The organism is Paenibacillus hodogayensis (assembly GCF_039536325.1).
Lineage (GTDB): Bacteria > Bacillota > Bacilli > Paenibacillales > NBRC-103111 > Paenibacillus_AB > Paenibacillus_AB hodogayensis.
On the sequence record NZ_BAAAYO010000021.1, the window covers coordinates 359933 to 374205 of the forward strand.

11 protein-coding genes and 1 pseudogene are annotated in these 14273 nt (G+C 49.3%); 11 read left to right on the top strand and 1 reads right to left on the bottom strand.

The window, feature by feature from the left end; all coding sequences use genetic code 11:
• The first annotated feature begins 143 nt into the window (after window positions 1-143).
• The gene (locus ABD796_RS34575; RefSeq protein ID WP_344917165.1) at window positions 144-1277 is read left to right on the top strand and encodes a PdaC/SigV domain-containing protein; all 1134 of its coding nucleotides are present in this window, start codon (window positions 144-146) and stop codon (window positions 1275-1277) included.
• A gap of 728 nt (window positions 1278-2005) precedes the next feature.
• On the opposite strand, the pseudogene ABD796_RS35830 reads toward ABD796_RS34575, so the two are convergent.
• Window positions 2006-2085 (bottom strand): annotated as a pseudogene (locus ABD796_RS35830) (family 4 glycosyl hydrolase); the annotation flags it as partial.
• A 237-nt stretch (window positions 2086-2322) separates the two neighbouring features.
• Here ABD796_RS35830 and ABD796_RS34580 point away from each other — a divergent pair.
• The 10 genes from ABD796_RS34580 (at window position 2323) to ABD796_RS34625 (ending at window position 14259) form a co-directional block, all read left to right on the top strand.
• Window positions 2323-2769: an SRPBCC family protein gene (locus ABD796_RS34580; protein ID WP_344917167.1), complete on the top strand. Its 447-nt coding sequence runs from the start codon at window positions 2323-2325 to the stop codon at window positions 2767-2769.
• Between the two features lie 340 nt (window positions 2770-3109).
• Window positions 3110-5725: a phosphoenolpyruvate synthase gene (gene ppsA, locus ABD796_RS34585; RefSeq protein ID WP_344917169.1), complete on the top strand. Its 2616-nt coding sequence runs from the start codon at window positions 3110-3112 to the stop codon at window positions 5723-5725.
• Between the two features lie 254 nt (window positions 5726-5979).
• Window positions 5980-6324 (top strand): ArsR/SmtB family transcription factor, encoded by a 345-nt coding sequence (locus tag ABD796_RS34590; RefSeq protein WP_344917171.1) that lies wholly within the window; start codon window positions 5980-5982, stop codon window positions 6322-6324.
• A gap of 27 nt (window positions 6325-6351) precedes the next feature.
• Window positions 6352-6867, top strand: coding sequence for an SRPBCC domain-containing protein (locus tag ABD796_RS34595; protein ID WP_344917173.1), 516 nt, complete (start codon window positions 6352-6354; stop codon window positions 6865-6867).
• Between the two features lie 260 nt (window positions 6868-7127).
• Window positions 7128-7967, top strand: coding sequence for a hypothetical protein (locus tag ABD796_RS34600; RefSeq protein WP_344917175.1), 840 nt, complete (start codon window positions 7128-7130; stop codon window positions 7965-7967).
• Entirely contained in the window at window positions 7942-9762 is a 1821-nt protein-coding gene (locus ABD796_RS34605) for an FAD-dependent oxidoreductase (protein WP_344917177.1), read from the top strand. Before ABD796_RS34600 ends, ABD796_RS34605 begins: the two co-directional genes overlap by 26 nt.
• A 59-nt stretch (window positions 9763-9821) precedes the next feature.
• The gene (locus tag ABD796_RS34610) at window positions 9822-10655 is read left to right on the top strand and encodes a helix-turn-helix transcriptional regulator (RefSeq protein ID WP_344917179.1); all 834 of its coding nucleotides are present in this window, start codon (window positions 9822-9824) and stop codon (window positions 10653-10655) included.
• Between the two features lie 33 nt (window positions 10656-10688).
• Complete coding sequence (locus ABD796_RS34615; RefSeq protein ID WP_344917181.1) at window positions 10689-12029, top strand: ABC transporter substrate-binding protein; 1341 nt, start codon at window positions 10689-10691, stop codon at window positions 12027-12029.
• Window positions 12030-12233: 204 nt separating this feature from the next.
• Complete coding sequence (locus ABD796_RS34620; RefSeq protein ID WP_344917183.1) at window positions 12234-13469, top strand: FAD-dependent oxidoreductase; 1236 nt, start codon at window positions 12234-12236, stop codon at window positions 13467-13469.
• A gap of 133 nt (window positions 13470-13602) precedes the next feature.
• Complete coding sequence (locus tag ABD796_RS34625) at window positions 13603-14259, top strand: TetR/AcrR family transcriptional regulator (protein WP_344917185.1); 657 nt, start codon at window positions 13603-13605, stop codon at window positions 14257-14259.
• Window positions 14260-14273: the final 14 nt, after the last annotated feature.

Sequence of the window (14273 nt, forward strand, 5' to 3'; positions counted from 1 at the left end):
CGAATGTCGATCCAGCCGATCTGCACCGATATCGAGGTTCGCAGCGAACTGAGCCGTGAACCCGTTCCGCTTCGGTTTCGTCTAATTGGGTAATAATCGGAAAGAGTCCCAAACAAATTCGGAACCGGAGAGGATGGAGAAAAATGAATCGAGAACAAACAAACACCACGCAGCCGAAGCAAACGGCCCGTCATGTTCGAAGCTGGCTGCTGGCTCTCTTCGCGGGAGCGCTGATCGCAGTCGGTCCTGCCGTTGCCGGATTTTCTTCCGCCCCGGCTTATGCGGAAACGGCCAGCCCGCTTGTGGTCGTTTCGCAGCCGTTCGTGATCGACGGAACGCCGAAGGCGCTGCCGGCCGCAAACGTTAACGGCAATACGTATATCGGTTTGCGAGAGTTGAATGAGCAGCTCGGGTTGAAGACGGAATGGAATCCGGACACGCGGATCGGGACGGCAAGCGGGCGGGGACGCACGATGACACTGGGAGCGGACTTCGGCACTTATACGCTGAACGGGCAAGACATCTACGGCTTGCCGGCGATTTTGCAGGACGGCACCGTGTATATGCCGCTGCGGTTTTTGCTGGAGCAGATGGGCTACGGCATTTCGTACGACCCGGTCACGCGTGTGATCGGCATCGAAACGATCGAGGAGAACGCACTAACGATCCAGACGTCGACGATAGCCGACTCGCAGGACAAGCAGACGCTGCTGGTTCAGTACCCGCAATTGGCGGGCTTCGCCAATGCCGAGGTGCAGCAGAGCATCAACGCTTACCTGAAGGAAGAAGCCGAAACGTACGCCGACTGGGGACGCGAGGAGCTGGCCAAGGCGGCGGCTGCCAATGTGGAGTTGGAAGCTAGCGACGAGAGCATCAAACTTCCGCCGGTAAACTACGAGGCCTATTACCGGATCACGTATAACGAGAAAAACCGGTTGAGCCTATACGTCGATTATTATTTGTATACCGGCGGTGCGCACGGCTCGACGCAGCGGCATCCATACACGTTCGATCTTGCGACGGGCAAGCAGTTGTCCTTGAAGGAGGTCGCCGAAAACAATCCCGATTACGTGTCGATCGTCAACGAGACCATCCGTACGCACATCGAAGAAACGGATTTGCCGATGCTCGCGACATTCGAGACGATCGAGCCGGAACGACCGTTTTTCCTCAAAAACGATTCGGTTGTCGTCTATTTCGAGCAGTATGAATACACCCCGTACGCTTCGGGGATGCCTGAATTTGAAACTCCGTTCGAGGCTTTCCGGCAATCATGAAGAAGTCAAACCAAAGGACAGCCCTCGGCTAATGGCCGGGGGCTGAATTTGTTTCGGCCATGGACGGGCCATGACGCGGCGGCACGGAAAGCGATCCTGCGCGGACGGCATACTCGATACCGGCATGGCAGCCGCCGCATGTGAAACGGCCCTGCAGGCTCCCGGTTGGCATGGGCCGGCCGTCTGGCTTCACGGCTCCCTTCATCCGGGCAATCGAGAACCGGCTAGCGACCTGATGACCGCGTGAAGGCTGCTATCGCAGAAAGCCGCGAATTATCCCGCGCGCCGCGCTGCCGGCCGCCGCTCGGGAGCGGGGCCGCTGTTGGGCGAAATTAGGCGAAATAAGTTTACATAATAATTGTTATGTAAATAATAAATACTTTGCTAAAGCACCCAGATGTACCTCCGTACCCGTAACCCCTTGGGCAATACCGTTTGCGGTACTCGCCGAGGAGGTGTCCTTCAGTTCACGAAACATGCACAGGAACGAAATTCAAGCGCTACTCAGGATATCCTTGATAACAGTGAAGTTTTACAAAGATTTATATCATAAATAATTAATGCCATTAACTTATTCCATAACCGGTAGCGACAGAGTTGATTTCCCCATTACACCAACCGCTTCATGTGCGGAGCGTGCCGCATAGAGGGGTTATCTTTTTACGGCTCAATGAAAAGCGGGCAGCATAATCACAGTGCGCTTCGAAGTCGTCGATCGACAGCTCCGCTGGTGGCAGATCGCGACATAGGTCGGGGTGTCGCCGCTCGCGTCGACGATGCACGGCCCCTCCACGCAGCAGTCGCTGGGAAACGGCTATATGGAGTTCTGCAGTTTCCCGAACCGGAGGAGAGGGATGATTATGCTTGCAAAATCCGGCCTAGAGGGGCATGATGAAAGGAATAGTGCTGCAGAGCGCCGGTGAAGCGGGATGGTGGAAGGGGCGGCGATCAACCCGATAGCGGGCGACGGGGATTGGACGGTTCTGTTCGCAGGCGCAAAACAATTCAAACCGGACAGTGTCCGGAGCAGGGAGGCTTGGAGCGGATGCCTGTCATTCGGACTTCGGTATTCATTCGGGCGGAGCCGGAAGTGTGCTTCGATATGGCCCGGTCGATCGACATTCATATGGAGTCGACGTCGCAGACGAACGAAATTGCAGTTGGGGGAAGACGGAGCGGTCTGATCGAGCTTGGCGAAACCGTAACCTGGGAGGCGACGCATTTCGGTGTCAGACAGCGCTTGACGGCGAAAATTACTGCGTTTGACCGGCCGCACCGGTTTGTGGATGAGATGGTCAGCGGGGCGTTTCGGCGCTTCGAGCATGAGCACCGGTTCGTGAAGGAGAACGAGGGTACGCGGATGGAAGACACGTTCGATTATTCGTCGCCCTGGGGGCCGCTCGGACGACTGGCCGATCAACTTTTTCTGTACCGGTACATGGAGCGACTGCTGCTTAAACGGAATCAGTATATAAAAGACTGCGCGGAATAGCAAAAATCCGACCACAGCCCATTCCAGCGGATCGGGTTATGTTTTTTTTAAGCTAATTTTCACTCCTAACTCACAGGGCGAAATATAAATGCCTATCTGAGAGAAGAGCCTGTCATAACCGACCTCCATGGATAAAGAGTGCAACCGGGAAATCAAAAAAAACCTGGACGGTTTTCACCAGGTTCTTTTAATTTGCATATAAACAGACGCGATGATATAATCAGATCACGACTTTTATGGAAAAATGAACAAATTTATGACATCTTACACTTTAAGTGTACCATGCAGGTGAAGTCTTGTCAAATGTTTTTCTCAATTTAACGGTTAGGAGAGATGTTGAATGAGTTCTTTGGTTCTCGGTTTTCAGGAAATGGAAAAAACGCAGCTTTTGCTAGTAGGCGGAAAAGGATTAAATTTAGGGAAATTATCGAAAATGGAAGGAATACAAGTACCGGAAGGATTTTGTGTTACAACGGTGGGATATCAAAAAGCCATCGAACATAACGAGACGTATCATGCTCTGTTGGATCAACTAACCGTGCTAAAAGCAGAAGATCGGGATCAAATCGGCGAAAACAGCAAGAAGATTCGAGAAGTCATTATGGAAGTAGAGATTCCTTCCGATGTTGTGAAAGCAGTGACTCACTATCTCTCACGGTTTGGCGAGGAACACGCTTATGCAGTTCGGTCTAGTGCGACTGCTGAAGATTTACCGCATGCCTCTTTTGCTGGTCAACAAGACACATATTTAAATATTATCGGCAAAGAAGCGATCTTGCAGCATATCAGCAAATGCTGGGCTTCCTTATTTACGGATCGCGCGGTCATCTACCGCATGCAAAACGGATTCGACCACAGTCAAGTGTATGTATCCGTTATCGTTCAAAGGATGGTTTTCCCACAGGCTTCGGGGATTTTATTTACCGCTGATCCGATTAGCTCCAACCGAAAGCTGTTATCCATCGATGCCGGCTTTGGACTTGGAGAAGCGTTGGTCTCCGGCTTGGTATCTGCCGATTGTTATCAAGTACAGGAAGGGCAAATCGTTGATAAGAGGATAGCTGCTAAAAAAATGGCTATCTATGGACGGAAAGAAGGAGGAACGGAAACCCAACAGATCGACCCCGATCTGCAAACGCTTCAAACACTAACTGATCAACAAATCTTACAATTGGCACGCATCGGAAGACAGATCGAAGCTTATTTGGGCTGCCCGCAAGATATCGAATGGTGTTTGGCTGACGATACGTTTTATATCGTCCAGAGTCGGCCGATTACGACGTTATATCCGATCCCTGAAGCGAATGATCTAGAAAATCACGTCTATGTATCGGTTGGCCATCAACAAATGATGACCGACCCTATAAAACCATTGGGATTGTCTTTTTACCTGTTAACGACTCCTGCGCCCATGCGTAAAGCTGGTGGAAGGTTGTTTGTTGATGTTACGCCTATGCTGGTTTCACCTGTTAGTAGAGAAACCCTACTAAATACCTTGGGACAATCCGATCCGCTCATAAAAGACGCGCTTATGACCATCATCAAGCGAGGAGATTTTATAAAATCATCACCAGAAGATAGTAAACAACAGAGCCCCGGTAAAAGCAATAAAGGTATTCCGCCTTCGGCTTCTCAAGCGCAATTCGACAACGATCCGACAATCGTTTCCGATTTGATTGAGAGTAATCAAGCATCGATAGAAGAATTAAAACAAAACATCCAAACGAAATCCGGAGCGGATCTGTTAGATTTTATCCTGGAAGATATTCAGCAATTAAAGAAAATCTTATTTGACCCCAAGAGTTCGGCTGTGTTTATGGCGGCTATGAATGCTTCATCATGGATCAATGAAAACATGAACAAGTGGTTGGGTGAAAAAAACGCAGCCGATACGCTTTCTCAATCGGTACCAAACAATATTACTTCGGAAATGGGTCTGGAACTATTGGATGTCGCAGATGTGATTCGTCCTTATCCGGAAGTCATTGCTTATTTACAACATGTAAAAGACGACAGCTTTTTGGATGCGTTGATCAAGTTTGAGGGGGGACGGGAAACCCGAGACGCTATCTCTGCTTATCTCGGCAAATACGGAATGAGATGTGCCGGAGAAATCGATATTACAAAAACGCGTTGGAGCGAAAAACCAACTACGCTCGTCCCCTTGATTCTTAGTAACATCAAAAACTTTGAGCCTGGCGCCAGCAAGCGGAAATTCGAGCAAGGGCGGCAGGAGGCTTTGAAAAAAGAACAAGAGTTATTAGAGCGATTGAAGCAATTGCCGGATGGCGATCAAAAAGCGAAAGAAACAAAACGAAAGATCGACCTGATCCGGAATTTCATCGGTTATCGGGAATATCCGAAGTACGGCATGGTCAGTCGCTACTTCGTTTATAAGCAGGCTTTAGTGAAAGAAGCCGAACGACTCGTCCAAGCGAACGTTATCCATGAGAAAGAAGATATTTACTACCTCACTTTTGAAGAACTGCACGAAGTCGTACGCACGAATAAACTGGATGACCGGATCATCGGCAAACGAAAAGACGAGTACAAATTATATGAAAAACTAACTCCGCCACGCGTTATCACGTCTGATGGCGAAATCATTGCAGGGGAGTACAACCGAGAAAATCTCCCGGCCGAAGCGATTGCAGGCCTGCCTGTTTCTTCCGGTGTGATAGAGGGGCGAGCGCGTGTCATCTTAAACATGGAAGATGCCGATCTGGAAGATGGGGACATATTGGTCACCTCCTTTACCGACCCTAGCTGGACACCGCTGTTTGTATCCATAAAAGGTCTGGTCACCGAAGTTGGCGGACTGATGACCCATGGAGCAGTGATCGCACGTGAATATGGCTTGCCAGCCGTTGTCGGAGTGGAGAGTGCTACCAAACTGATAAAAGATGGTCAACGAATTCGCGTGCATGGGACAGAAGGGTATATCGAAATTTTGTAATGGCTTTTTCTGCTAACGAGGTGCAATAGTCAATTCCAAAAAGCTGTCGTGACGAACGGCAGCTTTACTTCACTAAAACGGGCAGCATTCCTATAAAGGACAAGCAGGATACAAAGTCACCTTTGGAGGGAGTTCCTTTAAATATTCCTTGACAAGAATATTCCTTAATGGGTATATTGTAATCAACAAGATGAAATCTACACTAAAAAAGGAGATGATTAGACAAGAAGCCATTAATTACAGAGGTGAGCAACATGTCCGGCAATAGTCCGGGAATGGACATAACGATTCTGAGTGCTTTAGCTGAACCGAATCGTATGAATATCGTTCAACTGTTGCGCGACGGTCCTCTGGCCGTGGGCGAAATCGCCGATCGGCTGGGCCTTCGCCAACCGCAAGCGTCGAAGCACTTGAAAGTGCTTAGCGATAGCGGGATTGTGGAAGTGCGAATCGATGCGAACCGTCGGATCTACATGCTCCAGACTGAGCCCTTCCAAGCGATGGATTTTTGGGTGCAGTCCTTCCGGCATCGTATGGAAGATAGGTTTGATAACTTGGACATTTACTTGCGTGAACTGCAGAACAAGGAAAAACCATAACATCATTTCATAGGAGGAGTAATAACAATGTCAGACAATGTAATGGTTTCGAGCGTAGAGAACGATCGAGTCTTGGTACTGGAGCGCGTATTCGATGCGCCGCGCGATCTTGTATTTCGGATGTTTAAGGAATCTGAGCATCTCAAGCGTTGGTGGGGGCCGAAAGGGTGGGAGATCCCGGTTTGTACCATCGATTTCCGTCCGGGAGGCGTGTGGCACTACAGCATGAAGTGCGTTGATCAGAATCAAGGTCAATTTTACGGCATGGAATCATGGGGGAAAGGCGTTTATAAGGAAATTGTCGAGCCGGAGACGATTACCTACACCGATTACTTCTCGGATGCCGAAGGCAATATAAACGAGTCCATGCCAGCGTCGCAAATCACGATGAATTTTATCGATCTCGGCAACAAGACCAAGTTGGTAAGCCGTTCTGAATATGTGTCGGCAGAGGCCCTTAAAACCGTCATGGACATGGGCATGCTGCAAGGAATCACCGAAACGTGGAATCGCCTGGACGAGCTGTTGGAGTCGCTAAAGTAAAGATCCCATAAGTCGACCATCATCGTTAGTTAGAATGAGAAGCTCCGGGCGCCCGTTTATCATTAAGGATCCATGTTCTGTCCTGAGCCAAGGACAGGAATATGGATCCTTTTTGACGTTTTGGGGACGCGAGGTACATTCGAAATCGTATGAATAAGACGAATATCCATGTTTTTAATTGTTATCTTCATTCTCAACCGCTATTGCAAATCCTATAGTTAAGGTGAATCCATTTACTGCCGGAAAGGAGGATAAAATGCGTGAAATACTACCCGCTACTCGTCGTTGGAGCTACCTTTGCAGGAGTGGGCATTGCCATCGCGGCAAAGCGAGAAACTTTAATTGTCGAGCCGTTCTCGCAGCCCGGCTCTGAGTTTATCAGCAGCTACCGCCCGGGCGAGCACTGGGAAAACCCGGCTCGCACTTATCCGGGTAAACGATTACTCGAACAGTTGGAGCAAAGGAACGTGCTCGACGAGAACAAAAACTTGCACATTCCCGCCGTGCTGCCTGTATGGTGCCAATACATCTGTAAGGAGCATCTTTCGCTGCTGCTTATGACCACCATTACGAATATAACGCCGCATCCGGACGGATATGAAGTGACGATGTCGCATACTTCCGGACTGCAGACGATCGTTGCCGGTAGCATTATCGACACGACCTCGCATGGCTTGGTTCACTTAGGCGCGGTTCAGCCCGCTCTTATCAGCAAAAGCATTAACGCGATGATCCACAATCCGGAACCTTCGGGTTCGATGCCTGAACCGTTCGATAAGGATATATCGTTTGTTAAGGGAAGATTCGATTCTGAACTGATTTTGAAAGTGGAGCTGGCTTTCGACGCCGATTGGATCTCCGCAAGGCGAAAGCTGCACGACATATGGAGAGATCGCCCTGAGGCTTTACGTCCCTGGACGATAGCCGCTACAGCAGATACGTTCGAGCTTCATGCCGGCAGAGGAGCTGCGGAAGTAAGTCCGAACTGGCTCCGCCTGCCTTCCTGCGCCTATTCCAATCTGCTGGAGGCGTTTGAAGAAGGGGTGTTGTTCGCAAAACATAAAGGGGTAGAACATGAACCTATCGCAGTGGATCAATAAGCAAAGCATACAGTCAGAGGCAGCAGGACAGCGTTTTGACCGAACCTATGATGTCGTTGTAGTCGGTTTGGGTACGGCAGGGGCGATCGCTGCGATCGCAGCAGGGCAGCTTGGCTTGGACGTACTTGGCATCGAGCAACAGAACAGCATGGGAGGAACGGGCACGAACGGACTTGTAGCGAACTACTACTTCGGTTCCAAGGGCGGCTTGTTCGAGCAGCTCGACGAGCAAGCCAAACAAATCGAGCGGGAAGGCTACATGCTGTACGGGGTGAACGTCGAAGCGAAGAAGCTCGCGTTGGAGCAAGCGGCCCTCCAGGCAGGTGTAGCTATTCATTACGAATCGGTCGTGACTGGCGTTTATACGGACCAGAGGAAGGTAGCCGGTATACGCTGGATCGGCCAAGGCGGTATCCTTGAAGCCGGCTGCCGCATCCTGATCGATTGCTCCGGGGACGCTTCAACCGTTGCCAGGGCAGGTTGTCCGACTCGCTTCGGCAGAGACAGCGACGGGACGACGCACGCTTTCTCCAGTGCAATCTCATTCATCACGAACGGCCGCTTGAAATCATTTTATACGGATTCGGGCTATGTGGATCATACGGATGCGGCGGACCTGTCGAAAGAGCTGATCCGTTCGGCAACTTTGCCGACACATTTGAAAGAAACGTATCACGACGATGTTCGGTTGCTGAAAGTCGCCCCGCAATTGGGGGTCCGCGAAGGACGATTCATTGTCGGGGAAGAAACGGTTACATTCGACCAGTTTGTCCGCGACAAAGGGACGAATAAACCTTTGTTCCATGCCTATGCGAATCTGGACAATCACGCCAAAGACTTCGCGCTGGAAAGCGATCTGCAGCAGGAGTGGACGGTCGTATGCAGCTTGTGGAGTATGAAGATGGCCGTGCCGATCCCTCTCGGGGCGCTAATCCCGCTGGGGCTCGACAATGCGCTTGTCGCCGGACGCAGCTTGGCTGTCGATCACGACATCGCCTCATGCGTCCGTATGAAGCGGGATATGCACAAGTGCGGGGAAATTGCCGCTAAAGCTGCTTATTTGGCGATCCGTCACGATACGACCGTTCGTGATGTTTCGTACGACCGATTGCTTGAAATGCTCGAACAAACGGGTTGCGGCGGCCGGGAGCAATCTGAGCCCGTATGGTTGACAGAATTGTCCACGATTCGGGAGGGGCTGCGCTCCGACAAGCCGGGAATCGCAATCTGGTCGGCCAGAAGAATGGAAACTGCCCTTATCGGCGAACTGACGCAGTGGTGCGAGCAGCGTGAGGATGACCATTTACGCAAGCATAGCGCATTGGCTTTGGCGCTTCTCGGGGAGAAAAGCGCGATTCCGGTGTTGCGTGAAATGGTGTCGGGTCGCGACGATTTTTTACCGAAGACAAGCCACATGTACAGTCAGTTGCGCAGCCATGCAGCCATTTACTTATTGGGCAAGCTGGGCGACGCCGGAATCGTCTCCGAACTAATGCGGATCATGAAAGAGCCGCCAGTCCGGGAGCCGGAAGAAAGCTGGCTGAGCAATAAGTTTATCGTCAGCGCGGAAGATTATCGGTTTCAATATATGTCCTATGCTCTTATGGCTCTGCTGCGGATTGGGGACATTCATGCCGCTTGCCGACAAGAAATCGCCGAATTTCTTCGGCAGGTTGTATTGAACGACCGTTTTAACACGCATTTTCTATTGAACAGCACCCCGGATTACAAGCTCTCGCAGCCGATGACGGAACGCCTGCAAAAGCTGACAGCGGCCCGTCTCGCTTCATGGTAAGATCTTTTTGAGGCTGTCGACAGCCATCACTGAAGCTTATCGGCAAGGGGCGGATCGTTATGGAGCATGAATACGACTATTGGAATCAGTTTCATCCTCATGTCTGGTTGATTACGCAAAGAGGGCTGCCGTTCTGGGAAGAAATGAACTATGAGTTCGGCGAACAAATAAAAATTCATAAGCTATCTTTTTTTTACGGTGGTGCAGGCCGTGTTGTCTATAACGATTTTGAAACAGACCTGTTCCCCGGCATGTTCGTCTATTCTTCTCCCGGCAACTGGGTTCAATTCGTGAGTTCCAAACACGATCCGTTGCAGTTTTACTCGGTCATGTTCAACTTCGCATTGGTGAAATGGGAGGGATGGAATATCCCTTCGCTTCATCGAGACGAGCGGGAGCTGCCGCTTCCAACGATTAGTAACCTGAAGCCCAAAAATCTCGCCACCACCATTGTGCAGCAGATGCATGCTTACTGGAGCAATAAAAAGGTCGGTTACGAATGGAAAGTAAACCTCGGCTTCAAAAATCTTATAGCCGAACTGATCAGCAAGCAAATCCAGGCCAAAGGTGAAGACGCTGCACTCGATATCGTGAATACAGTTATCTCCTATATCAATGAACATTACCACGAAACGATAGATCGGAGCTCGCTCTCCGAGTATGTATCGCTCTCGCACAGCCATTTGTCACTGTTGTTTAAAAAATATACCGGCTGGTCTCCGGTGCAATATATTATCAAGATTCGCATGGATAAAGCGAAGGAATTGCTGCGCGATACCCGCAAAAGCATCAGTACGATCGCTTGCGAAGTCGGATATACAGACCCGTTCTACTTCTCAAGAGTTTTCACAAAGCATACGGGTCTGGCTCCGCGAGACTACCGTAACGCCTGAGGAATGACAAGTTGATAAGGAGAGTTTACAATCATGAGAACGTCGAATAGATGGCGATTTATTGTGCCGGCTGTTGCAATAGCCACGATCGTATCGGGCTGCGGAGCCGGAAGCACTACCAAGGAACAGTCTAACCCCGTAGAGCAAGCCAAAACAGGAATCGATTACAATGAAGCGGTAGAGTTGTCGATTTATGCCAGCAGCTCCTCTTTCACGGAGGAACTATTTAAAACGAGAATAGAGGAGCACGTTCGCAAAAAATTTCCGAACTACAAGCTCAAATATGTCAAACCAGGATCCATGACAGTTCCGGATATGATCGCAACGAACAATGTACCAGATATTTTCTTGTTCGCTTTACCGGAGATGCAAAAAAACTTGTTTCCGAACGGGCTTCAATACGATTTAACGGAATTGATCAATAAGTATAATGTTGACTTGAACCGGTTTGAGCCCGGTCTTTTGCAAACGTTCCGCGAAGTGTCGGGCGAAGGAAAGCTATACGGTTTGCCGGAAAGCACAAATCCACACGTCATGTTTTACAACAAAGACCTCTATGATAAATTCGGTGTTCCATACCCGAAAAACGGAATGACATGGGACGAAGCTTACGAGATGAGCCGCAAGCTGACGAGCTTTCAGGAGGGCGTTTCATACAAAGGGGTAGCGCTTTTCTTTCGTACCGTTCTCTCTAATAACGAAGATTCGTTGCCGCTGATCGATGCAAAAACGGAACGGGCTTCTGTCAATACGGCGCAATGGAAGAAGCAGTTCGATAATCTGAAACGGTTTTACGAATTAAACGGTATGCTGACCGGATACAAGCCCGGATCGGATGGAGGGACCGAGCTGACGTCCTTCTATACGGATAAGAATATGGCTGCCATCGTTTCTCCTTTTTCCGGATACACGAGAGACGGCATGAAGGATATGAACTGGAACATGGTTTCCGTGCCGGTACATTCTGAGAATAAGGGGGTTGGACTGCAGGTAGAGCCTAGAGGGATATTTATTGCAAACACAAGCAAAGTGAAGGAACAGGCCTTCCATGTATTGATGCATGTATTGTCCGACGAGGTGGAATTGGCCAACAGTAAGGCCGGGAAAACGACAAGCTTAAACAATGAAACGATTGTAAAATCGTTCGCCTCCGAGATTGATTTGCTGAAGGGCAAAAACACAAGCGCCGTCTTTTACAACAAAGTTGCTCCCAGTCCCCAAGCTCCCGCATTGTCCACGAACGCCGGCAATTTGCTCAGCAAGGAATTCGACGCAGTCATTCAAGGCAATAAGGATGTCAACACGGCCCTCAGAAATGCGGAGGATACGATTAACAAAGCTATTGAAGAGGAAATTGCAAAAACGCGTAAATGAATTGATATGTGATTCCTTAAACACAACTTAAGCACAATCAGCGGCAGTCTACGACTTATTTTCGAGTCCTAGTCTGCCGTTGCTGCTTTTAAGAAGTCAGTCCAGTCCGCCATAATATTTTTGCGCATGTTGACAAAAGAATGGAGTGAGTCTAATATTATATACGTTAAATAAATCTAACAACGTTAAAGGAGCTGTTGAAGGATGCGTACATTTTCTGTAGCTATTATTGGAGGCGGGCTTGGCGGGCTTGCTCTGGCCCAAAGTTTAAAGAAAAATAATATCGACTTTCATGTCTATGAAAAAGAGCCGTCCACTACATTTCGCCAAACAGGATACCGCATTAAATTGAATCCTAATGGTACCGCTGCGCTTGAAAATTGCTTGCCGAGTCATCTATACGAACTTTATCTCGCTACTTCCGTTATGACCCCGCCCCATCCTGTATTCCTAGACGCTGATTCCTTGAAACCGAGCGGGGAACCTCGAAGAATGAATGATGATCAAACTAAAAAAATCCTTCCTTCCGTGAATCGGTTTACCTTTAGAGAAGTGCTGCTTGGAGAATTGGGTGAAAATATTCATTTTGGCTACCGGTTCACGCACTACGAGAAGTTGGACAACGGGCAAATCAGAGCTTGGTTTGATAATGGGGAGCACATCGACGCAGATATACTCGTGGGAGCTGACGGCGGTGCGTCCAGGATTCGGAATCAATATAAGCCGGGAATTGAAATTTTCGATACGGGAGGTAGGGTATTATATACAAAGGTTTTCTTGGACGAACAACGAAGAAAGGAATTGAACTTACTTACCGGCCCAGAAATGCGAGGAGTCCGGAATCCGGATGAAGAAGCTCCGGCCATGCTGCTTTTTGAGGATATGGCCTTCCAACAGCCTCTGGAGAAGATTACGGATTCCTTGGCTCCTCAGGTGACAATCACTCCGCAAAAAGACTATCTTTATGTTGCATTTGCCGGGTCGCCGGAATGGTTCCAGATTCCTGATGAACAGCTTTTCCATCTAAGCGGTTCAGAATTGTTGCAACTCGCACAAGAGAGAACCCGGGAGTGGCATCCGCAAGTCAAACGCATGCTTGAATTGGCCGAACCCGAATTAACGGGAGTCTACCATCTTCGTAATGTGACGCCATATAAGCCGTGGAAGGAAACGACGCAGGTCGTACTGCTCGGCGATGCTCTACACCCAATGACTCCTGTCGGTATCGGGGGAAATGCGGCATTGTTTGATGCAAGCGAGCTGTCCAGGGAACTGGTTCAAGCGAAAAACGAAAATAAAGAATTGATGGCCGCACTTCGGGATTATGAATTATCCGCAATCCAACGAGGCACGAGGGATGTTCGACTATCTGCGCAAGCTGGCGAGCAGATGTTTAATCAAAAGCCATTGCCAGATGAAGATATGGTTATCGAGGATTAATTTCAGCCTTTCGGCCATACGTTCTCCATCCCATTCGCTTATCTCGTTGCGCTGGTGTTGGGCTTGTTTTACCAAACCCTGGCCCACTTAAGCTATAATAAGGTGTAAAAGAAATGCGATTGGAGCTGACAGAATGAAGCCGCAGCGCAGGCCCCATATATCTGAAGAGAAAATCACAGAAGCTTCTTGGAAGCTGCTTGCTTCCCAAGGTATCGAGCAATTTACGATGAGAAGTCTCGCCACAGAACTCCATGTTCAAGCGCCAACGATTTATTGGTATTTCAAGAACAAGCAAATTTTGTACCAAGCGCTCGCGAACGAAGTCGCACGAGAGATCATTCGCGATCTTCCTGAGACCGGAGCATGGAGGGAACGGCTGCTGGTAAGCATACAAGTCATTCGCCAGAAGCTGAAAAAGTTCCCATGCTCCGCTCAGATTCTCGTGAAGTCGCGTCCCGAGTCCGATTATTTGCAGTTGTTCGACTGCCTGCTGCAACTGATCGAGCCGACGCCGTTATCGGACAAGCAAAAGTTTTCATATATGACTTCTGTGTTCAATTTTGTGATCCATTATGCCATAGACGAGTATGAACAGCGTACGTTGCATTTGACTCTTGAAGATGAGGGCGAATCCGAAATCAATCTCTCCCAATTCAGTCTGATCGAGCGAATGCATGATGCTCAACTATTCAAGTTATTCGGATCTGACGAGATGTTCGAGTCGGGAGTTGCTTTGTTGTTGGACGGGATCGAGCAACGAGTGATCGCCTCCTCGGGAGGGACCGCATAGACATTGGGTGATCT

Excerpts from the sequence above, each read along its gene's own strand:
- ABD796_RS34575 (WP_344917165.1), top strand. The coding sequence starts at position 144 with ATGAATCGAGAACAAACAAACACCACGCAGCCGAAGCAAACGGCCCGT.
- ABD796_RS34580 (WP_344917167.1), top strand. The coding sequence starts at position 2,323 with ATGCCTGTCATTCGGACTTCGGTATTCATTCGGGCGGAGCCGGAAGTG.
- ppsA (WP_344917169.1), top strand. The coding sequence starts at position 3,110 with ATGAGTTCTTTGGTTCTCGGTTTTCAGGAAATGGAAAAAACGCAGCTT.
- ABD796_RS34590 (WP_344917171.1), top strand. The coding sequence starts at position 5,980 with ATGTCCGGCAATAGTCCGGGAATGGACATAACGATTCTGAGTGCTTTA.
- ABD796_RS34595 (WP_344917173.1), top strand. The coding sequence starts at position 6,352 with ATGTCAGACAATGTAATGGTTTCGAGCGTAGAGAACGATCGAGTCTTG.
- ABD796_RS34605 (WP_344917177.1), top strand. The coding sequence starts at position 7,942 with ATGAACCTATCGCAGTGGATCAATAAGCAAAGCATACAGTCAGAGGCA.
- ABD796_RS34610 (WP_344917179.1), top strand. The coding sequence starts at position 9,822 with ATGGAGCATGAATACGACTATTGGAATCAGTTTCATCCTCATGTCTGG.
- ABD796_RS34615 (WP_344917181.1), top strand. The coding sequence starts at position 10,689 with ATGAGAACGTCGAATAGATGGCGATTTATTGTGCCGGCTGTTGCAATA.
- ABD796_RS34620 (WP_344917183.1), top strand. The coding sequence starts at position 12,234 with ATGCGTACATTTTCTGTAGCTATTATTGGAGGCGGGCTTGGCGGGCTT.
- ABD796_RS34625 (WP_344917185.1), top strand. The coding sequence starts at position 13,603 with ATGAAGCCGCAGCGCAGGCCCCATATATCTGAAGAGAAAATCACAGAA.